This window comes from Algoriphagus litoralis (assembly GCF_003259255.1).
Classification (GTDB): Bacteria; Bacteroidota; Bacteroidia; order Cytophagales; family Cyclobacteriaceae; genus Algoriphagus; species Algoriphagus litoralis.
Window position 1 is genome coordinate 253,160 of record NZ_QGOL01000002.1, and the last position, 20,989, is coordinate 274,148.

12 protein-coding genes are annotated in these 20,989 nt (G+C 43.8%); 4 read left to right on the forward strand and 8 right to left on the reverse strand.

Annotated elements, in window-relative coordinates:
• Window positions 1-67: 67 nt before the first annotated feature.
• Together clpB and DK188_RS01015 are read right to left on the reverse strand one after the other, a co-directional pair.
• Window positions 68-2,689: an ATP-dependent chaperone ClpB gene (gene clpB / locus DK188_RS01010; protein ID WP_111669363.1), complete on the reverse strand. Its 2,622-nt coding sequence runs from the start codon at window positions 2,687-2,689 to the stop codon at window positions 68-70.
• Window positions 2,690-2,940: 251 nt separating this feature from the next.
• Window positions 2,941-4,188 (reverse strand): dipeptidase, encoded by a 1,248-nt coding sequence (locus tag DK188_RS01015; protein WP_111669364.1) that lies wholly within the window; start codon window positions 4,186-4,188, stop codon window positions 2,941-2,943.
• Window positions 4,189-4,437: 249 nt separating this feature from the next.
• Here DK188_RS01015 and DK188_RS01020 point away from each other — a divergent pair, with 249 nt between their 5' ends.
• The 4 genes from DK188_RS01020 (at window position 4,438) to DK188_RS01035 (ending at window position 8,847) form a co-directional block, all read left to right on the forward strand.
• Window positions 4,438-5,319: an SMP-30/gluconolactonase/LRE family protein gene (locus DK188_RS01020; RefSeq protein WP_111668920.1), complete on the forward strand. Its 882-nt coding sequence runs from the start codon at window positions 4,438-4,440 to the stop codon at window positions 5,317-5,319.
• A 221-nt stretch (window positions 5,320-5,540) separates the two neighbouring features.
• Window positions 5,541-6,539: an acyl-ACP desaturase gene (locus DK188_RS01025; protein WP_111668921.1), complete on the forward strand. Its 999-nt coding sequence runs from the start codon at window positions 5,541-5,543 to the stop codon at window positions 6,537-6,539.
• An 83-nt stretch (window positions 6,540-6,622) separates the two neighbouring features.
• Window positions 6,623-7,918: a Zn-dependent hydrolase gene (locus DK188_RS01030; protein ID WP_111668922.1), complete on the forward strand. Its 1,296-nt coding sequence runs from the start codon at window positions 6,623-6,625 to the stop codon at window positions 7,916-7,918.
• A gap of 74 nt (window positions 7,919-7,992) precedes the next feature.
• Complete coding sequence (locus DK188_RS01035) at window positions 7,993-8,847, forward strand: pirin family protein (protein WP_111668923.1); 855 nt, start codon at window positions 7,993-7,995, stop codon at window positions 8,845-8,847.
• On the opposite strand, the gene DK188_RS01040 is transcribed toward DK188_RS01035, so the two are convergent.
• From DK188_RS01040 to DK188_RS01065, 6 genes are all read right to left on the reverse strand, one after another.
• Window positions 8,848-9,621, reverse strand: coding sequence for a Rossmann-like and DUF2520 domain-containing protein (locus DK188_RS01040; RefSeq protein WP_111668924.1), 774 nt, complete (start codon window positions 9,619-9,621; stop codon window positions 8,848-8,850). It lies immediately after the preceding gene.
• 60 nt (window positions 9,622-9,681) lie between these two features.
• On the reverse strand, window positions 9,682-12,294 hold the full coding sequence (locus tag DK188_RS01045) for a carboxypeptidase regulatory-like domain-containing protein (RefSeq protein ID WP_111668925.1): 2,613 nt from the start codon (window positions 12,292-12,294) through the stop codon (window positions 9,682-9,684).
• Window positions 12,295-12,415: 121 nt separating this feature from the next.
• Window positions 12,416-13,813 (reverse strand): dihydrolipoyl dehydrogenase, encoded by a 1,398-nt coding sequence (lpdA, locus tag DK188_RS01050; RefSeq protein WP_111668926.1) that lies wholly within the window; start codon window positions 13,811-13,813, stop codon window positions 12,416-12,418.
• A 127-nt stretch (window positions 13,814-13,940) separates the two neighbouring features.
• Complete coding sequence (odhB, locus tag DK188_RS01055; RefSeq protein WP_111668927.1) at window positions 13,941-15,467, reverse strand: 2-oxoglutarate dehydrogenase complex dihydrolipoyllysine-residue succinyltransferase; 1,527 nt, start codon at window positions 15,465-15,467, stop codon at window positions 13,941-13,943.
• A gap of 96 nt (window positions 15,468-15,563) precedes the next feature.
• Window positions 15,564-18,356, reverse strand: coding sequence for a 2-oxoglutarate dehydrogenase E1 component (locus tag DK188_RS01060; RefSeq protein ID WP_111668928.1), 2,793 nt, complete (start codon window positions 18,354-18,356; stop codon window positions 15,564-15,566).
• Window positions 18,357-18,894: 538 nt separating this feature from the next.
• Window positions 18,895-20,985, reverse strand: a complete 2,091-nt coding sequence (locus tag DK188_RS01065; protein WP_111668929.1) for a protein-disulfide reductase DsbD family protein — start codon at window positions 20,983-20,985, stop codon at window positions 18,895-18,897.
• Window positions 20,986-20,989: the final 4 nt, after the last annotated feature.

Consider the following 20,989-nt stretch of genomic DNA (forward strand, 5'->3'; position numbering starts at 1 on the left):
AAGGCTTAAAAAATGAAACCCCTGAAATAATACATTTCAGGGGTCTTGAATCGTAATTTTTAGAGAATTAAACCTCCACCGCAGCATCAATATTCTTGAAGTATACTTGCTTATCAGCATCCAAGTCTACCAATACGGCAGAATCATTTTTGATATAGCCGGAAAGTATCTGCTTGGATAGCTCATTGAGCACCAAGCGCTGCATGGTTCGCTTCAGTGGTCTTGCTCCGAAGTTCGGATCAAAACCCACCTCGCCTAAATAATCTAAAACCTCGGTTGTGGCCTCGATCTCGATATTTGCTTCGGCAAGACGTTTCTGGATTTCTCTCCACTGAATGTCGACGATCTTTCGGATAATGTCTTTGCTCAGTGGCTCAAACATGATCGTTTCATCGATTCGATTCAGGAATTCAGGGCGCACGGCTTTTTTCAGCATTTCGTACACTTCGACTTTGGTCTTTTCCAAGATCTCCTCTTTGTTCCAGTCCTCCATTTCTGCAAATCGCTCCTGAATCAAATGCGAGCCGATGTTGGTCGTCAGGATGATGATTGTATTCTTGAAGTTTGCCAATCGACCTTTGTTGTCAGTCAGTCGTCCATCATCCAATACCTGAAGCAGAATGTTGAACACGTCAGGATGTGCTTTTTCAATTTCATCCAGGAGAATCACAGAGTAAGGCTTTCTCCGCACCGCTTCAGTCAGCTGACCTCCTTCATCGTAGCCCACATAGCCCGGAGGTGCTCCTACCAGTCGGCTGACAGCGTGTCGCTCCTGATACTCAGACATGTCGATCCTCACCATAGCGTTTTCGTCGTTGAACAGGTATTCAGCCAAGGCTTTTGCAAGTTCTGTTTTACCCACACCCGTAGTTCCCATGAAGATAAAGCTACCAATTGGACGCTTTGGATCCTGAAGTCCGGCCCGGCTTCTGCGTACTGCATCGGATAAGGCTGCAATTGCCTCCCGCTGACCTGCAACTCGTTTTCCAAGTTCGTCTTCAAGATGAAGTAGTTTCTCCCGCTCGGATTGGATCATTTTGGAAACTGGAATTCCAGTCCATTTCGAGACTACCGATGCAATATCTTCCTGATCCACTTCTTCTTTCAAAAGCGGGGAACCTGCCTGCATTTCTTCCAGTTGGCTTTTGAAGGATTCGAGTTTCTTTTCGGCATCCACGATTTTTCCGTACCGAATTTCAGCGACTTTGCCAAAATCTCCGGCGCGCTCGGCTTGTTCTGCTTCCAGTTTGAGCTTGTCAATCGCCTCTTTCTCTCTACGAATGCCCATGATGACGGCCTTTTCGCTTTCCCATTTGGCTTTTACATTTTGGCGTTTTTCTGAGAGTTCGGCAATTTCTTTACTCAGGACCGTTTCCTTATCCCGATTATTTTCTCGTCGGATCGCTTCCCGCTCGATCTCGAGCTGCATAATTCGTCTATTAAGCTCGTCCAATTCCTGAGGTAAAGAATCAATCTCCATTCTCAGCTTGGCAGCCGCTTCGTCCATCAAGTCAATGGCTTTGTCAGGAAGAAATCTATCCGAAATGTAGCGCTGCGAAAGCTCAACTGCTGCGATCACTGCATCGTCCTTGATTCTGACACCGTGGTGCAATTCGTATTTGTCTTTGATTCCACGAAGGATCGAAATCGCATCTGCAGCATCCGGTTCGTCTACTATGACCGCTTGGAATCTTCGTTCGAGTGCTTTGTCTTTCTCGATGTATTTTTGGTACTCCTTAAGCGTAGTGGCTCCGATAGCATGGAGTTCACCTCGTGCCAAAGCCGGTTTAAGCAAGTTGGCCGCATCCATAGCACCTTCTCCACCGCCACCGGCACCGATCAGCGTGTGAATCTCGTCGATGAAGAGAATAATCTCTCCCTCTGCATCGGTGACTTCTTTGATGACGGCTTTCAGTCGTTCCTCAAACTCACCTTTGTATTTGGCTCCTGCCACCAACAACCCCATGTCTAGAGAGATCAGCGTTTTGGATTTCAGGTTTTCGGGCACGTCACCTGAGATGATCCGCTGAGCAAGTCCTTCTACAATAGCTGTTTTACCAACACCCGGTTCACCGAGTAAGATCGGATTGTTTTTGGTTCTTCTTGCGAGAATTTGCAGCACACGTCGGATTTCTTCATCGCGGCCAATAACTGGGTCGATTTTTCCCTTCTTGGCCAGATCGTTTAGGTTTTTGGAGTATTTCTCCAAAGCCCTGTATTTGCTTTCTGCGTTTGGATCTGTCACTTTATTTCCTTTTCTAAGTTCCTTGATTGCTTCGATCAGGGGCTTTTCAGCCAAACCCTGATTTTTGAGTAGTTGAGCGGTGGCATCGCTTCCTGCTAGAATCGCCAAAAGCAAGTGCTCAATGGATACGTATTCATCCCCAAAAGTTTTGAAGTAGTCTTTGGCTTTGGTCAAGACCTGATTTGCAGCATTCGAAAGATAGGGTTGCTGATTCCCTCCGCTGACTTTGGGGAGTTTTGCCAATTCCAGATCTAGCTTTTGATCGATTAGCTGTTTGTTTGTTCCCAGCTTTTTGAAGAGAAAATCTGTAACATTTTCATCTTCTACCAGAATTCCTTTCAGCAAATGTGCTGTCTCTATTGAAGGAGTTCCAGATCCAGTTGCCAGTTCGGCTGCTTTCTGGATCGCCTCCTGTGATTTGATAGTGAATTGTTTAAAGTCCATTTTGGTAGTTAGTGGTTGATTGTCTTGCTCCATGGATCAAATCCTTCGCCAATGCAAATAATCAGACAGAATGGCTGTAAATCAGTGGGTTTATGGGTAGAAAGTGGAAAAAGTGACATAATTAAGGCAATATATTTTTGCCAAATGACTTGAAGTCGCAATTTGCGACCCTAAGAAAGTGCAGTCAAAAAGACCCAAAAAAACTCCTGGCCAATGTTGACCAGGAGTAGATAAATTTAAATTTCATTTAACTAAGATTTCGCCGCAAAATCCTCTACTGCTTTCCACACTCGAAATACGTTTTTGTAGCAGATTTTTTCAATGTCTTCTTTGGAATACCCCCTTTTCAATAGCTCTGCAATAAGGTTTGGAAACATCGAGACATCCTTCAGTCCTGTAGGAAGAGAATCTCCTACCCCGTCAAAGTCAGACCCCAGACCTACATAATCGATTCCCACCAAGTTTTTCACATGATCTATGTGATCGGCTACTTTCTGTACTGTAGGGAAGGGATTATTTGCGGCCGCGTATTCACTGATGTAAGCTTGTGCTGCAGAATCCCGTCGGCTTAGATTATTTTCTGCCAGCCAATTCACAATATGTTCACGCACTTTGGCCCCACCGGCGGCATAAGCCGAGTCGATGAAGCTTCCTCCAAAATTAATCATCATGACACCACCGTTTTTGGCCATGGCTTGGATCAATTCATCACTCATATTCCGCTCAAAACCTGGAGTAAACTTCCGAACGGATGAGTGGGAAGCAATCACAGGTACTTTGGTAATCGCCAAGGCATCCCGGAACGTATTGTCAGAAACGTGGCTTAGATCCACCATGATCCCGACTCGATTCATCTCAGCGACTACTTTTTCTCCAAATTCACTCAAACCTCCATAAGTGCCCGTAGTATCGTAACTCGCGTCTCCGATAAGGTTGTCTGTGCCGTGTGTCAAGGTGATATATCGGATTCCCCGCTTGTGAAAATATTCTACATTCGCTAGATCGTCCTCGATTCCAGCTCCATTTTCCATTCCCATTGGCAAAGAAATCAGGCCTTTTGCAAAGTTTTCTTCGATATCGGCTGGACTGTAGGCCATGGCAAACTTATCTGGAAAAGTAGCAGCTAGCCGCTCGGTCATCAGGATTAAGGAATCCGCCAAAGCTTTGGAAGCTCCAGGAATTTTCTGGTTGCTCGCAGGAATGTAGATGGACATAAACGGAGCGTCAAGTCCGCCTTCTTTTGCGCGGGGATAGTCAAAGTTGCCGTCCGGAGTTCGGACCGAAACATCCAATATTTCACGCTGAAGCGTAAAGCCTCCTACTTTCATTCGGTAGGGTAAATCCACATGGCCATCTACCATGATGGTGGATTGGGCGATTTCGGTAGCGGCTTTAAGGCGCTCCTCGTCAGTCATGGTGGTGTAGTCGATTGTCTCTTCTGCTGGAGAACAAGCGATAATCAGGCTGGCAAAAAAAGAAAAAAGGAGGAAATTTTTCATGAGGTTTAGGTTGGTGTAGGAATGGGAAGTTATGTTTTTTTGGAAAATCGAATTCAAAAAATCCACAGAAGGTGATTTGAATTGAGTACCTTAGATAAGCAGTTTTTCAAAAGAATCATCGTTATTACTAGAATGATTTCCAGTATTTGCATTGAAATCCTGAACAAAAGCACTTGAATCAGGATTTTATTTTGAAATGAAAATTCCGAGATTTGATCTCACTAAGTCAGAACTGAACCTATACAAATCATGAAAAATTATTTGAAAAAATCTTTTGCGGCTTTTACTGCTGCAACATTCCTAATCGCCTGTGGACCCCAAAAAACAGAGGAAGTAGTGGAGGAAACTGTCGTAGAGACCAAGACCCCAACTTTGACTCTGCTTTGGGAAACCGAAGCTTCACTTCCCACCAATGAGTCGGTACTGTTCGATGCGGCCACGGGTACGATCTACGTTTCCAACATCGGTGGGATGGACCCACAGGCTAAGGACGGCAAAGGGTCTATAGCGATCATCGACAAGGATGGGAAAATAGTAAACGCATCGTGGGTTACGGGACTAAACAGCCCAAAAGGCATGGCAATTTCCAATGGAAAACTGTATGTCACAGACATCGATGAATTGGTAGAAATCGACATCGCCACGGCTAAAGTTTCCAATACCTGGAAGGTCGATGGTGCAGAATTTCTCAATGATGTCGCAGCCCATGACGGAACAGTCTATTTTACTGATATGAATACCGGCAAAGTGCATTCCTATGCAGATGGGGCAATTTCTACGGTATCCGAAGGACATGCTTCAATTAATGGTATTGCCGTGGCAGGGGATGGAACAATCTATGGTCTTGACGGATCAGGTCTGAAGATGTGGCATTCTGATGGAAGCTCCATGGTTGTCAATTCAAATGTAACCGGCGGAGATGGTCTGGTCATTTTAGGTGATGGTAACTTCATCGCTTCAAGATGGCAAGGAGAAATCTGGTTTGCTTCCGCAGATGGACAGACTATGATGCTGGATACCAAAACTGCCGAGTCCAACACAGCAGACATCGGCTACAATGCAGCTGAGAAAATTATCTATGTGCCTACTTTCTTCAAAAATAAAGTAGCAGCCTACAAGCTGGATTATTGATTTTGGCTTAGGAATCCGAAGTATTCCTTCGAAAAGGAGCCATTTCTTTCTCCTTCCCGTTAATAAAGGTTAGAGGGTTCTTGTGAAAAGATTTTCCAATCGTGGAAACTGTCATAGCAATTAGAGTTTTTCTATAATTATTGCAATGAAATCTGAGTAACTTTCCAAACCTAACGAATCAACCTAAGCAGTTAAAAAGCTGCGTTAATTGAAAGTATCCAATGAAATCAGGAGAAATAGATTACGAACTAGAAAAGAATATTGAAGTCATCACCCAGTTGGATGGTTTAGTTGCTGATGCAGTCGATAATATTCTGGTAGACCCGGATAAATGCTGGCAGCCTTCGGACTTTCTTCCGGATTTTGGCGATCCTAATATTCATGAAGAAATCAAACTTCTTCAAAAAAGAGCGGAGGGAATCCCGGATACGGTTTTGACCTCTTTGATTGGAAATATGATTACCGAGGAGGCTCTTCCAAGCTATCAGACCTATTTCAATATGCTCGAGGGAGTTAATCCCGAGCGAAACTTGCTCTCCAAAGGAGGATGGGTGAGATGGTCTAAGTCTTGGACGGCCGAGGAAAACAGACATGGGGATCTGCTCAACAAGTACCTTTACATGACAGGTAGAGTAGACATGAAGGCTGTAGAACGGACGATTCACAGGCTACTAACCAATGGATTTGATCCTAATTCAGGAGGAGATCCTTACCAGGCAATTGTATACACCTCCTTTCAGGAAAGAGCAACCAAAATCTCACATGTCAATACTGGCAAGCTGGCAGATATCGCTGGTGATTCGATTCTAGGTCGAATTTGCAAGCAAATCGCGGGGGATGAAGCGAGGCATGAAAAGGCCTACAAATCCTTTATGTCTAGAATCTTTGAGATCGATCCCAATGGAGCGATCCTCGCTTTCGAAAAATTGATGCGAAAGCAAATCGTCATGCCAGCAGTATTGATGGGCGAAGGAGGCTCAAATCCATCTTTGTTTACTCAATTCTCCGAAATCACCCAAAAAGTAGGAATCTACACCAGTTGGGATTATGCACGGATCATTGATCACTTGGTAGGTCTTTGGAAGATTGAAGCGCTGACCGGACTAGATGCTGCTGCTGCCAAGGCTCAGGAATACCTAGCCAAATTATCAGAGCGCTACATGCGCGTGGCGGATCGAATGAAAGCCCCTGATGAAGTTAAACTGGCTTGGCTTAAATAATTTTCAATAAAACCAAGTGGAAGTCCTGCTGAAGAGCGGGACTTTTTTTTGTTACCTTGATGTGAATAGACCACATATACACCATGAAAAGAACATTTTTCTCGACGCTTATCCTCCTACTAATTACGGCACTCACAGTTTCAGCTCAGGAAATTCAGGTGAACTCAGATCGCTTGCATAAGAGTCTCATGAAGCTTTCTTCCTATGGCAAAAATGCTGCTGGAGGATCCGATCGACAGGCGTATACTGTCCATGATATCGAAGCAAGGAAGTATGTAATTGGGTTGATGAAGGATTCAGGACTTGAGGTTTCGGTTGATTTTGCGGGAAATATCATCGGGAAGAAAGCAGGCAAAAATCCAGCTCTCAAACCCATCGCTTTTGGTTCACATATCGATGAGGTACCCAACGGAGGCGACTATGATGGACCTGTAGGAAGCATGGGTGCCATTGAAGTAGTCAAGACATTGTCTGAGCAGGGAATACAGACGGACCATTCGTTGGAAGTGATCATTTTCACAAATGAGGAAGGCGGCGTTGTTGGGAGCAGGGCATTGGTTGGGGCTTTGAGTAAGGAGGCCTTGCAAGTAGTGAGTTCGAGTGGATTGACTCAATACGAGGGTATCCAAGCACTTGGAGGTGATCCTGAGCGCATCCCTGAGCTTAAAAGAAATTCGGGAGACTTGGCTGCATTTCTTGAATTGCATATCGAGCAGGGTGGAAATCTCTACACCGAGGAGCTGAATATTGGCGTAGTGGAAGGGATTGTGGCCATCGAATGGTGGGAGTTTTCTTTCTTGGGTAAAGCAAACCATGCCGGGACGACTCCGATGAATATGCGAAAGGATCCTATGCTGCCTGCCGCGGAATTGGTGTTGGCAGTAAATAAAATCGTCACCAGCTATGAAGGAAAGCAAGTGGGGACAGTGGGCAAAATTCAGGCTTTTCCCGGTGCAGGAAATGTAATCCCCGGTGAAGTGAAAGTCACGCTGGAATTGCGGGATCTTTCTTCTGAAAAGATCTGGAAAATCTATTCCGAGATCGAACAAAAAGCCAAATCACTGGCTTCTGGAAATGAAATTGGCTTAAAAATCAAACACATCGAAGTGGCCAGTAAGCCTGCTTTGGCTGATCCCATGGTGCGTGAAGTCATCAAATCACAAGCTGAAAAATTGGGTTTTTCTACCAAAAGCTTACCCAGTGGTGCAGGTCATGATGCTCAGGAAATGGCTCGAATAGCCCCTATGGGAATGATTTTTATCCCAAGTAAAGACGGGATCAGTCATGCACCGGATGAGTTTTCTACCCAAGAGGATATTGCAAACGGAACAAATGTTCTTCTGCATACCATTCTGGAATTGGATAAAAGGTTGAAATAGGGTAAAAAAAAATGTTTCTGTCAAACTTTTTCCATCCAGATTGTATTTCATGTATATACATAAAATAATTTCCCATGAGAGAAATTCATAAAATACATAAAGCTGAATATCGACCTATTGCAGACTTAGTGACATACAGCCCCATGCCTACCAGGAGTCTCCAGCAAATTGATCCGTTTATTTTCCTCAATCATCATGGATTCCAAAGGTATCCGGAGCGAAATCAAGGTTTGCCTTTTGGACCGCATCCACATCGTGGAATGGAAACAGTGACGTTTATCTTGGAGGGAGACATCATGCACAAGGATTCCTCGGGTCATGAGTCGGTCATTGGACCGGGCGGTGTACAATACATGACAGCAGGTAGTGGATTGATCCATGCTGAAGTGTCGAGTGCTGAGTTCAAACGAAATGGCGGGGATCTGGAGATTTTGCAGCTTTGGTTGAATTTGCCTGCGGCAAAAAAAATGATCACTCCAAATTACGTGGGATTGCAGCAGGAAGAAATTCCCACCTTGGATCTGGACGGTGAAAGAGTAATAGCTCAACAGCTATTTGGTGAATGGAATGGGGTAAAGGGCGCATTTGAAGGGACTTTTCCCATTACAATGAGTACAATTTACCTTGAAAAAGGAGGGAAATTTCAAAAGGAAATTCCTGCTGAGGAGAACATCTTTTTCTATATCGTCCGTGGACAACTTAAGGTTAATGACTCCGAGGTTATGCTTAGAAATTTGGTAGAATTTGGAAATTCGGGTGAGAAAATAGAGGTCGAAGCACTGGAAGATTCAATTGTAATTCTAGGGCATGCATTGCCATTTAACGAGCCGATGGTCGCTCAGGGGCCATTTGTCATGAATACCCAAAGGCAAATTCAGGAAGCTTACGAAGACTATCAAAACGGGAAATTTGGCACTTGGAATCATTGATCAGCTGTCAATAATATCCTGGGAGATCAACTTATAAATCTCAGCAAAGGATTCATTGTAGCTGAGAAAGTGATGGTGATCTTCCAGCGTTTCGTAGTCTTCCCGGATTGCTGGTCCTGTTTGAGCGTTTTTGGCTCCGAGTTGGAGGCTTTTTGAAATGCTCTCAATAATCAGAGGTTTGAGCATTTCAAAATCGGCCCCTTGTCTTCGCATGATTTCTTCTGCGATTCGGATCATGTGATTGGTAAAATTGCTTGCAAAAACGGCTGCAACATGGATACCTTTTCGATCTTTTGAACGGACCACATAAGTAAGCGGAGATAGGCTTTTTGCCAATTTTTTGAGCTTTTGAAGTGTTTCTTCATCTTCTGCTTCCAATAGAAATGGAACTTCATCCAACTCAATTTTTCTGCCTTTGGTAAAGGATTGAAGCGGATATAAGATGCCGGTAAAACTGGCTGAACTATATCCCAAAATATCCAGCGGCATGGTACCCGAAGTGTGGACTAAAATGCTTCCCTCGGGCAAAATCACTTCATCTGCAACTGTGGGAATAGCAGCATCTTTTACAACAAGAATAAAAATCTCTGCCTTACTTTCCGAAAAATCCAGGTCGTCTTTAGGCTCAGCAGAATAAACACGCTCTGTGATTAGTTTGGCTTTTTCCAAATCTCGTGCATATACCTCCGTGATCTCGTGACCGGCATCTTCTAGAGCTGGCGCAAGGTGCCAAGCTACGTTTCCTCCCCCCAAAATGGCTATTTTGAACTTCATAACGGAAGTAAATTAAATTTCGAAATCAAATAGCCCCCACTAAAACCAAACAATTTCATTTTACCGTTCTTCGGATGCAATCGTAGGTTGGTTCAATAGAAATCTACCGGATACCGCTTCACCAGAAGCATTTATCCCATTGACCAAAACCCAGAATGCTCCGGGCTCCTCTGGTAATTTAAACTTGATTTTAGCGGCAGTCTGCTTGGCTGTGATTATTACCTCCGGATTCCAATACCAAGTCGAACTTGAGAAAGGATAAATAGGATTGGCTATCGGCTTGGAGTCCTGTAAGCCTTGCAACTTGAACTCTTGAAATGAGTCTCCTGTATTAGATAGACTTCTCAAATACTCCTCACCCGTTTTTAAGAATATACTTATCACGCCATTTCTACCCAAATCACCGTAAACGGGCACGATACTTTTGATGACCTCGATTCGCGATATTGCAAATACATTGATCATTCTTAAAGAGCTATATTGGTTATTAGCCTCAGAAGAAAAAGTAGCTCCCTTTGGGGTTGTAATCGGTACTCCGTTTAAAAGAATCAAAGGCAATCCTCCCCTTACCAGAAGTCTAGGGGGATTGCCTTCGACGGATAATCCGGGCACTTTTTTGGTGAAGGCATGGATAAATTGGTCCGTGTCTCCTGTCAAGAAAACATCTTCCATTTCAATCGAATACTGAGGACTCCCATAGGGCATTGGCCCTATTGAAACCTCCTTTTTATCCTCCACTTCGACTTCTTCCAAAAGTATTTCACCTTCCCTCAAAGCCAAGTGAGCACGCCTAAGTGAATCGATTCTTGAATTTGTGTATGCCACTGTATCCAGTTTTGGATATTGGAACCCAGACAAATCGGGACGATTGGATGACCCTTTAATTCCGACTCGAAATTGTCTTAGTGGGATTCCTTGATGGTTGCTAGCTTTAACTGCCAAACTGAAGTCCCCCATTTTATTTAGGCCCTCAATATGAAACCTACCGAGGTGATCAGGATTCAGCTCTCTTTTATCAATAAAACCATCCACGAGGACCTCCACTTTCGACTTTGCGATAGCAGCTGTGGAATCACTTATTTTTCCCACGAGAGTGAAAGCAAACTCCTTTTCCATACTAGGAGAAAATTGTTCCTTTATTTTTGGTTTGAGATCTGTATAGGACACAAGACTGTTTTTATCTTCATCAATTGATAAAAATGATTCTGCCTTGACCACTGACACGGAGAGATTTGCCTGAGTAATCATTCCCTGTTGATCGCTTACCATAATATTGACCGTAACAGAATCCTCCTCTTGGTAAAGCTCTTGATCTGTGAAAAGTGTAACTCCTTTGGAAAAGGAACTAATGCCAGATTTATCAGTAATCCAGTCACTCGTACGAACCTGAAATGGTTTGTAGAATTCAAACTCAGGCCCATAATTTGCCCCCCAAAGTGTGTATGCTTTTACAATGAAGTTTGTTCCAGAAAGCTCAGGCGTTAGGGGAACCTGACCTTTTGCCAGTCCATTTTCAATTGGAAATATGTGATGCAATATGGAATAACCAGTCGTATCCAACACCTCCACGTGTAAAATTTTACTTGACTCGTCCATCAGCACAGGATCTCCATAAAGGACGTAAGCTTTGAAAAACATATTCTCCCCCATCAGGTAAACATCTCTGTCTGTATGTAAAAAAACACGTTCCTGCAGGGCTTCGGGAGTGTTTTCCAATTCCTTGACCGCCATTGCCCTCTTAAAATCAAATTCTAAAGGAAGCTCTAGCAGAGGATTTTCCTTTCCTGGAAATCCGGTTGCTTTTAACTTCGTAGGATCGACGGGTACACCGTTAGAACGGATCAAAATCTCCTCTCCTTCATAATCCAATGTTCTTTTTTCAGAAGAGTAAATTTCATAGGGCCTCTCCTGGAATCGGAATAAAAACTCTCCCTCTTGACTCGTCGGGGCAGGTTTCGTTCGATCGTTGGTCTTTCCCACCAGATCTCTGATCGCATAGGTGGGTGAGCTTTTATAAATTTCCAACCGCTTTTCCTGATGCTTTCTTTTTGTCTCCAGACTTTTGGCTTCCAATTCCAAGTAGGTTAAGGCAATTTTATTTTCATCCATACCTCGACTCATGTCGAGTGGTGCTTTTAGCCAGACTGAAATTAGGTAAGAACTCTCCAGGTTTTGTACAAGCAAAACGTCCCGAGTATAGACCCAAGTCAAATCGTTTTGAGAATAAAATGACAATACTTCAGGATTCAGCAAGACGATATCCTTGGGATTTTTGATTCCCTCCCTGAGCATGATTTCGAATTGCTCAAGCAGTTTATTAGTCTTAGATGAGAGGAAATCCTGAAACTGATCTGGGCTTTCATATTCAATAATCGGGAGCTCAAGGTAGTTTTCGTCTCCTTTTTTGGAATTGATTTCCGTGTTGAATTCACCAAGTTGATATCCTTCTTTGGCTGCGATTATTTGCCAACCACCGGGTGGCACTCCAGTGATTTTAAAATCTCCCAGACTGTCAGAAAAGGCCTGATAGCCGCTTCCAGGAATAAAAACATGACACTCTCGAATCGGCAAGCCAGAATCCACATCGAATACCTTTCCGGAAATAGAATAATTCTGCGCCATTCCATAAAAAGGAAGTAGAAACAGAATCAGGAAAAAACTTTTTTTGCTCATGTTCAGACACTTAAAATGTTAATATACTGAACGAATGACCTTTAAGCAATAATGAATTTCAAAAAATGAAAGCCATCCTGATTGATCAAGATGGCTTGAGAAGAATTCAGTTTTTTATATCTTAAATATGCAATGCCCGATTGTCCGTAGCGGCCAGACACGCTTCCTTAAACGCTTCTGTATAGGTTGGGTGAGCGTGGGACATTCTTGCTATATCCTCAGCTGAGGCCCTGAATTCCATTGCTACGACCGCCTCAGCAATCATGTCAGCAGTTCTTGGACCGATCATGTGTACACCTAGGATTTCGTCGGTTTCGGCATCAGCCAAAACTTTCACCAATCCATCGGTATCCATGGAAGCTCTTGCACGGCCGGAAGCCATGAATGGAAACTTCCCAGCTTTGTATTTTCTGCCTTGCTCTTTCAGTTGCTCTTCGGTATAACCAACCGCAGCGACTTCAGGCCAAGTATAGACTACGCCTGGAATCAATAGGTAATTGATATGTGGCTTTTGTCCGGCAATGGTCTCCGCGACATAGACCCCTTCTTCTTCAGCTTTGTGTGCGAGCATGGCACCTTTTACCACATCGCCGATTGCATAGATATGCGGCACAGAAGTTTGCAAATGATCGTTTACCTCGACCTGACCTCGATCGGTGATTTTTACTCCGGCAGCTTCGGCATTCAATCCATCGGTGTACGGCTTCCGACCGATAGATACCAAAACGTAGTCGCCTTTGATCTCGATGGTTTCGCCTTTACCATTTTCAGCTTTCACTACGACTTCTTTTCCTTGGTTCTCTACTGCAGTTACTTTGTGCTTGAGGTAAAATTCGAAGCCAAGTTTTTTCAGAGATTTTTGAAGCTCTTTGCCCATGGTTTTGTCCATAGATGGAATCAGCGAATCCATGAATTCAACCACAGAAACTTTGGCGCCCATTCGTCCATAGACCGAACCTAACTCCATCCCGATCACACCACCGCCGATTACGATCAGATGTTTTGGAATTTCTTTCATTTTCAAAGCTTCGGTAGAAGTGATCACTCGCTTCTTATCCAGTTTGATAAATGGAAGGGAGGAAGGCTTAGACCCAGTCGCAATGATGATATTTTTACCCTGAATATCTGTGGAGGTGCCGTCTTCTTTGGTCACTTTGACAGTATTTGCATCTACAAAAGATCCTACACCTTGGTGCACCTCGATTTTGTTTTTCTTCATCAAAAACTGAATACCATCGACATTTTGCTTTACCACGTCGTCCTTTCGGGCGATCATTTGAGGCAAATCGACTTTCAAATCTTTGATGGTGATTCCGTGGGTTTTGAAGGTATGGGCTGCATTATGATAATGCTCTGATGAGTCCAACAGTGCCTTGGATGGGATACAGCCTACATTGAGACAAGTACCTCCCAAAGTTGGATATTTTTCAATAATTGCGGTTTTCATGCCAAGTTGCGCTGCTCTGATCGCTGCAACATATCCTCCTGGGCCCGAACCGATTACTATGACGTCGTACATTTTTTTAGATTTTAGATGCTAGACACAAGATTCAAGACTTCGTCTATGCTAGTTAAAGGAGGCCTGACATTAATCAGGACCTCGTAATTCGTATTTCGTAAATCGTAATTCAGAAAGTATTAATTTCTTACACACCGAATAATAACCGAGTCGGATCCTCAAGCAACTGCTTGACACGGACCAAGAAGCTTACGGATTCTCTTCCGTCAATGATTCTGTGGTCGTAAGAAAGCGCCACATACATCATAGGACGTATTACCACCTGTCCATTTTCGGCGATTGGTCGCTCTACAATGTTGTGCATGCCAAGAATGGCAGACTGAGGAGCATTGATGATCGGCGTGGACATCATGGATCCGAAGACTCCACCATTGGTGATGGTGAATGTTCCACCAGTCATCTCCTCGATGGATAACTTGTTGTCCCTTGCCTTGCCTGCTAATCGTAGAATTTCCTTTTCGATTTGGTCAAAACTCATCGATTCGGCATTTCTAATCACAGGTACGACGAGTCCTTTTGGAGCGGATACGGCAATGGAGATGTCACAGAAATCGTTGAAAACGATCTCATTTCCGTCGATTTGTGCATTCACAGCTGGCCACTCTTTCAAGGCTACACAAACTGCCTTGGTGAAGAAAGACATAAAGCCCAATCCCACGCCATGCTTTTCTTTGAATTGATCCTTAAACTTGGATCTCAGATCCATGATCGGCTTCATATTCACCTCATTGAATGTGGTGAGCATTGCTGTTTCGTTTTTCACAGCTACCAAGCGACGGGAAACAGTCTTTCTCAACGAAGACATTTTTTCTCTTCTGACCTCTCTGGAGCCTGGAACTGAAGGAGCGGGTGCCGCTTCTGCTTTCGCTGCTGGAGCAGCGGGCTTTGGAGTTTCGGCAGGTTTTTGAGCACTCATTGCGTCTTCTTTGGTGATTCTTCCATCTTTTCCGGTACCTGAAACGGCAGAAGAGGCTATCCCTTTTTCTGCTAAAATCTTGGAAGCAGCTGGGGAAGCATGGCCCGTTGCATAGTTTTCGTTGGAAGAAGCCGTCTTTTCAGGCGTGGAAGTTGAAGGAGTTGAATCAGATTCTTTGGCAGGAGCAGCCTCAGTAACTTCAATTTTGCATATCAATCCTCCAATTTCCAAGACATCACCTTCTTTGGCCACATGTCTCAAAACTCCAGTTGCTTCAGCAGGGAGTTCAAAAGTTGCCTTATCCGAATCCACTTCTGCGATGATTTCATCCAAAGTCACAAAGTCCCCATCTTTTTTGATCCAGTTGGCTAAGGTCACTTCAGTGATTGATTCACCGACAGTGGGTACGATCATTTCTTTGATTTCTCCGGAGCCTGAAGCCTTTTTGGCGGGAGCTTCCTTTGCAGGAGAAGCTTCGGATGGAGTAGATTTGGCTGCGTCCTGCGCATCTTCAATCACACAGATCAAGCCTCCTATTTCTACAGTATCGCCTTCTTGAGCCTTAATTCGAAGAATTCCGGCAGCTTCTGCAGGGAATTCAAACGTTGCTTTGTCGGACTCCAGTTCACATAGGATTTCATCCAGTTCAACTTGGTCGCCGTCTTTTTTAAACCATTGCCCGACAGTGACTTCAGAGATTGATTCTCCCACGGTGGGCACTTTCATTTCTTTGCTCATGGTTTTATGATTTTTCCCTTCGGGTTATTTTGGAAGGAGGGTTAAAATGATAAGTTGGAAAAGCCACCCTGGTGTAATCCAGGGTGGTAATCAAGATTAAAGTTTTAGCGCCTGAGAAACAATGTTTTTCTGCTCTTCAACGTGGACTTTGTTATATCCGGTTGCCGGAGAAGCACTTGGCTTACGGGCGATTAAGCTCATTGGGATTTCTTTGTAGAGCAATCTCAAGAGGTAATTCCAATATCCCATGTTTTCTGGTTCTTCTTGTACCCAGACGATTTCAGCGTCTTTGTAGCTTTTTAGTACCTCAAGGATTTGGGTTTTTGGAAGTGGGTGAAGCTGCTCAATCCGAACGATAGCTACATTTTTGACTTTCTCCTTTTCACGAGCTTCTTCCAGGTCGTAAAATACTTTTCCAGAACAGAGCACTACACGCTTGACGTCTTTTGCTTTGACTACCGTGTCTGGAAGGACCTCTCTGAATTTGCCTGAAGTGAACTCCGACAGTGGGGAAACAACCTTTGGATGTCTCAAAAGTGATTTTGGAGACATTACGATACATGGTTTTCTAAATTCCCATGTAAGTTGTCTTCTCAGCAAGTGGAAGAAGTTGGATGGTTCTGTGATGTTGGCCACAATCATGTTGTATTCCGCAGAAAGCTGCAGGAATCGCTCCGGACGTGCATTGGAGTGCTCCGGACCCTGACCTTCATAGCCATGGGGAAGGAGCATGACCAAACCGTTCATTTTTTGCCATTTTGACTCTCCGGAGGAAATGAACTGATCAATCATAGTCTGAGCGCCATTGGCGAAGTCACCAAACTGACCTTCCCAAATAGTCAGGGAGTTAGGATTTGCCATGGCATAGCCATACTCAAAGCCTAAAACGGCATATTCTGATAGCAGGGAATTGTAGATATGGAACTGGCCTTTTCTATCTTTCAATTCCAAAAGGGAATTAAAAGGCTGATTGGTATTGGCATCATGAATGACGGCATGTCGGTGCGAAAATGTACCTCGCTGCACGTCCTGACCTGTCAGTCGAACCGTTTTTCCCTCTAGAAGAAGGGAACCATAGGCCAGCAATTCAGCTGAAGCCCAGTTGAGTTCTTTGGATTCAAAGAACATGTCTTTGCGTTGCTTCATTTGTGCTTCGATCTGTTTGATAGGTCTAAAGCCCTTAGGGATGAAGGTCAAAGCATTGGCAACTTTCTCGATTGCTTCTGAAGAAATACTCGTCTCAGGAGAAGACTCAAAATCCTCCGGTTTGGATCTTCTGAGATTTGCCCACTCAGTTTCAAATTTGGTAGCCTGATATGGAAGTGGCTTTTCTTTCACCATATTCAAACGATCCTGAAGCAATTGACGAAACTCTTCGTCCATTTGTGCTGCGATCTTGGCATCGAAATCCCCTCGTTCAGTCAATCGCTTGACGTAAATCTCTCGTGGGTTAGGATGTTTCGAAATGATGTTATACAGCTCAGGTTGGGTGAATTTGGGTTCGTCTGATTCATTGTGTCCATGGCGTCGGTAGCAGACCATGTCCACGAAAATGTCCTTGCTGAATTTCTGACGGAATTCTGCCGCTAGTTTAGCAGCGAAGACAACCGCCTCTGCATTATCGCCATTGACGTGAATGACAGGGGCATCGATGATTTTAGCCACATCGGTACAATATATGGATGTTCTGGCATCATCAAAGTCTGTTGTAAAACCTACTTGGTTATTGATCACAAAGTGGATTGTACCCCCAGTGTTATACCCTTTCAAGCCGGCCATTTGGGTCACTTCGTAGACAATCCCTTGGCCCGCTACAGCCGCATCTCCGTGGATTAAGATAGGAAGTGCCTTCGTCGCATCATGCTTGTGTGCATGGTCGATTTTTGCTCGGATGAATCCTTCTACTACTGGGTTTACAGCTTCGAGGTGGGATGGGTTTGGGGCAAGTTTGAGGTGAACTTTATTATTGCCAGGAGTAACGATATCGGAGGAATAGCCCATGTGATACTTCACATCACCATCTCCCATGGTTAGATCTGGCTTGGCCGTCCCTTCAAATTCAGAGAATATTTGTTCATAAGTCTTGCCCATGATATTGGCAAGAACATTCAGACGGCCACGGTGAGCCATGCCGATCATGACTTCTTCTACGCCATGAATTGAGGCAGTGTTGATGACTGCGTCTAAAAATGGAATGGTGCTCTCTCCACCTTCCAGAGAGAAACGCTTTTGTCCGAGGTATTTGGTATGCAAAAAGTTCTCGAAAACTACAGCCTGGTTGAGTTTGAAAAGAATTCGCTTTTTGTCCTCTTCAGAAGGGTTGAATGCCAAAGCTTCTTTTTCCACCTTGGTTTTAAACCAATCCAGCATTTCTGGATCTCTGATGTAGAGGTATTCAAAACCCATAGGGCCTTCATAGATAGTTTTCAGTGATTCCAGAATGACTGAAAGCTTTGCTGTTCCTATCCCGATTTCCTTTCCAGCTTGGAATTCGGTATTCATATCTTCTTGACCTAAACCAAAGTCTTGTGGATCGATCAATGCCTTTCGATCTCGTCTTTCTCTGACAGGGTTTGTCTTGGATCTGAGGTGTGCTCTTGAGCGATGTGCATGAATTAGCGCCCGAACTTTGATTTCTTTGGGGAGCTGCTCCATGTCCATAATAGTGCCTGGAGTGGCCAAAGAACCATTTTTAGGTGTAGGCTGTGCAGAAGGTTTTGAAACTTCGGATCCGTTTTCATCCTGACCGTAATTTGCCAAAGCAAAATCAAAACCGTCAAAAAACTCTTTCCAGCTTGGGTCTATTGATGCGGGGTCACTTTTGTAGGAAGCGTATAACTCATCGATGTAGGTCACATGAGCATTCGCAATGTATGAGAATTTATCCATCGTTAGTTTTTGAGAACAAGACAAAACTAAGGCCAATAATCTGTAATCAAAAACTGCTTATTTGCTTTTACGAATATATAATTCAGGGCAAAATAAAATTTGTTGTTTTGAATCAATTGGATTGGTTCAAGCTTTTGACTTGAACGTTTGACAATGATTTTGAAGGAAAAAAGAACTGAATTAAAGTTCTGATTAATCAGCCAGGCAAAATCCTTTCATCCAGTGAAATTAGAAATGCCAAGAGGTGGTCGAAATCAAGATCATGAATTCTGTTTACATTTTGTCTTTGAAAACCGATGATTTCCCTAAAAATTGGAACAGCTTTACTCATCTGATGGACCATCAGAAAATTGGAGATGGATGAGAGGCTGAACGGAAAAACAGCGTTCTGAAGGTTTGTAGAGGAGTTGTCTTGGGCAATTTTGGATTCTGATTAACTCAACCCTGACTTCAGGGATCAATTAAATTAGTCGCGAAATCGAATTAAATAAATTAGGCTGGAAAGCCTGTGATTTGATTTCTTATAAGCTTTCAGTAATTATTTCCTCAATTTAAACTCCTTCTTCGCGCCATCCAAAAACTCCACAAAAGCCGCGATATTCGTATTATATCCTCTTGGTTTAGCCAAAAGCTCCTCATTGTGGTCCAAAATGACATAATACGGCTGGGCGTTGTTGTCGAATCGGGTGATCTGGAAATCAGCATTCTGCTTCCCTAGTGTTTTTTTCACCTTACCATCGTAGCTTGAGGTGTACCATTCGCTTTCGGGAAGCTCCAGTCGCTCGTCGATGTAGAGCGCAACCATTACAAAGTCATTTTTTAATCGGGCCAAAACCTGTGGGTCAGACCAAACATTTTCTTCCATCTTTCTACAATTCACACAACCGTGTCCTGTGAAGTCGATCAGGAGCGGTTTTCCTTCTTTTTTGGCGGCAGCCAAAGCTTCTTCATAATCAAAGTAACCTGGAATTCCGAATGGAATCTCCAGTAGCTCTCCGTATTTCACGGATTTTGTGCTTGATTCAGGAGCTGCACTTCCACCTGTCAACTTAAACTGCTGCGTAGTTATCGGAGGTAAATACCCACTTAGGATTTTCAGAGGAGCCCCCCAAAGTCCCGGTATCATGTGTACCACAAAGGCAAAAGTCACCAAGGCCAATAGCAACCTTGGTACGCCGATGTGGTCCAATTTGGAATCGTGGGGCAGGCGGATTTTTCCCAAAAGGTAAAGCCCCAAAGCAGAGAAAATCACAATCCAAATCGCGAGGAAAATATCCCGATCCAAAATCCCCCAATGATAAACTAAGTCAGCTATGGAGAGGAACTTGAAGGCCAAGGCCAATTCCAAAAAACCCAAGACCACTTTCACTGAATTCAACCAACCACCGGACTTTGGCAGTCGCTGCATCCACTCTGGAAAAATTGCAAAGAGCGTAAAGGGAATAGCAAAAACAAGTGAAAAAATAAACATTCCTAGAATTGGCCTTAATATTTCACCTCCTGAGGCAGTGATCAAAATTGAACCTACTATTGGTCCAGTGCAGGAAAAGGAAACTAATACTAGCGTAAAGGCCATGAAAAAAACTCCCTTTAATCCACCATTCTCGGCTTTTGAATCTACTTTATTTACTAGGCCCGAAGGCAGAGTAATCTCGAACATGCCAAGAAAAGCCAATGCAAAAAAGATAAAAATTCCAAAAAATAAGAGATTTGGAAGCCAATGAGTGGCCAACCAATTAAGAAAATCAGGTCCCAAAATTGCTGCCACAACAGTAACTGGAATTGTGTAAATGACTACTATCGAGAGACCGTAAATGAAAGCATTTTGAATTCCTGCTGATTTGCTTAGTGCTCTACCGGTAAAGAAACTTACAGTCATTGGAATCATTGGATATACGCACGGGGTAAATAATGCTGCTATTCCCCCTAAAAATGCCAAAACCATAAATCCCCAAAGTGATTCAGATTCACCTTCGGCTGTAAAGTCTTGGGGTTCTTCTGTTGGCTCAGATTCGGGTTCTACCATTGCAAATGGGGAATCTGTTGCTGTCGAATCTGTGGAAATGGCTTCTGTTGTAACCTCACCTTCTTCCGGGGTAGACGGCAATGTCTCCTCGGTATCAGGTTGTGAGTTCGGAGAACCTTCTTTCGCAGTAAACCTTATTTCAATATCCTGCTCATAGTTGATACACTGTCCGTTGAGATCCGAGCACATCTGGTATTCTAGCGCGCCTTTGATAATACCGGAAGTTCCAAGAATGGTCACAGGCTGCTCAAACCGCCCTTTTCCTATAAAATAGGTCACATCTCCTTTCCATACGTCATCATATTTCTTTTTGGGATTGATCGCTTTGAGTCGGGATGCAACAGCAAAATCTTCAGACTCAGCAGGCACAAATTCTGTCAAAAGAGGCCCCAAATCCTTGTCAAAATCATTGGAATACACATACCAACCGATCGGTATCTCTGCCTCCATGACCACTGTTGCACCTTCACCTACTTGTAACTCAGAAGGCTCAAGGGTAAAGGTCCACTTGGGGGGCTTTACCAATTGTGCTTGGGCAAAAAAGGAAATCAAAAGAAAAAACGGAAAGAACAGCTTACCGATTTTTTTTGGGTTGAAAGTCATCGAA

What these genes read in the sequence shown, in the direction of transcription:
- DK188_RS01015 (WP_111669364.1), bottom strand. Translation starts at nt 4,188, where the DNA reads ATGAAAAATTTCCTCCTTTTTTCTTTTTTTGCCAGCCTGATTATCGCT.
- DK188_RS01045 (WP_111668925.1), bottom strand. Translation starts at nt 12,294, where the DNA reads ATGAGCAAAAAAAGTTTTTTCCTGATTCTGTTTCTACTTCCTTTTTAT.
- clpB (WP_111669363.1), bottom strand. Translation starts at nt 2,689, where the DNA reads ATGGACTTTAAACAATTCACTATCAAATCACAGGAGGCGATCCAGAAA.
- DK188_RS01060 (WP_111668928.1), bottom strand. Translation starts at nt 18,356, where the DNA reads ATGGATAAATTCTCATACATTGCGAATGCTCATGTGACCTACATCGAT.
- DK188_RS01035 (WP_111668923.1), top strand. Translation starts at nt 7,993, where the DNA reads ATGAGAGAAATTCATAAAATACATAAAGCTGAATATCGACCTATTGCA.
- lpdA (WP_111668926.1), bottom strand. Translation starts at nt 13,813, where the DNA reads ATGTACGACGTCATAGTAATCGGTTCGGGCCCAGGAGGATATGTTGCA.
- DK188_RS01020 (WP_111668920.1), top strand. Translation starts at nt 4,438, where the DNA reads ATGAAAAATTATTTGAAAAAATCTTTTGCGGCTTTTACTGCTGCAACA.
- DK188_RS01065 (WP_111668929.1), bottom strand. Translation starts at nt 20,985, where the DNA reads ATGACTTTCAACCCAAAAAAAATCGGTAAGCTGTTCTTTCCGTTTTTT.
- DK188_RS01030 (WP_111668922.1), top strand. Translation starts at nt 6,623, where the DNA reads ATGAAAAGAACATTTTTCTCGACGCTTATCCTCCTACTAATTACGGCA.
- odhB (WP_111668927.1), bottom strand. Translation starts at nt 15,467, where the DNA reads ATGAGCAAAGAAATGAAAGTGCCCACCGTGGGAGAATCAATCTCTGAA.
- DK188_RS01025 (WP_111668921.1), top strand. Translation starts at nt 5,541, where the DNA reads ATGAAATCAGGAGAAATAGATTACGAACTAGAAAAGAATATTGAAGTC.
- DK188_RS01040 (WP_111668924.1), bottom strand. Translation starts at nt 9,621, where the DNA reads ATGAAGTTCAAAATAGCCATTTTGGGGGGAGGAAACGTAGCTTGGCAC.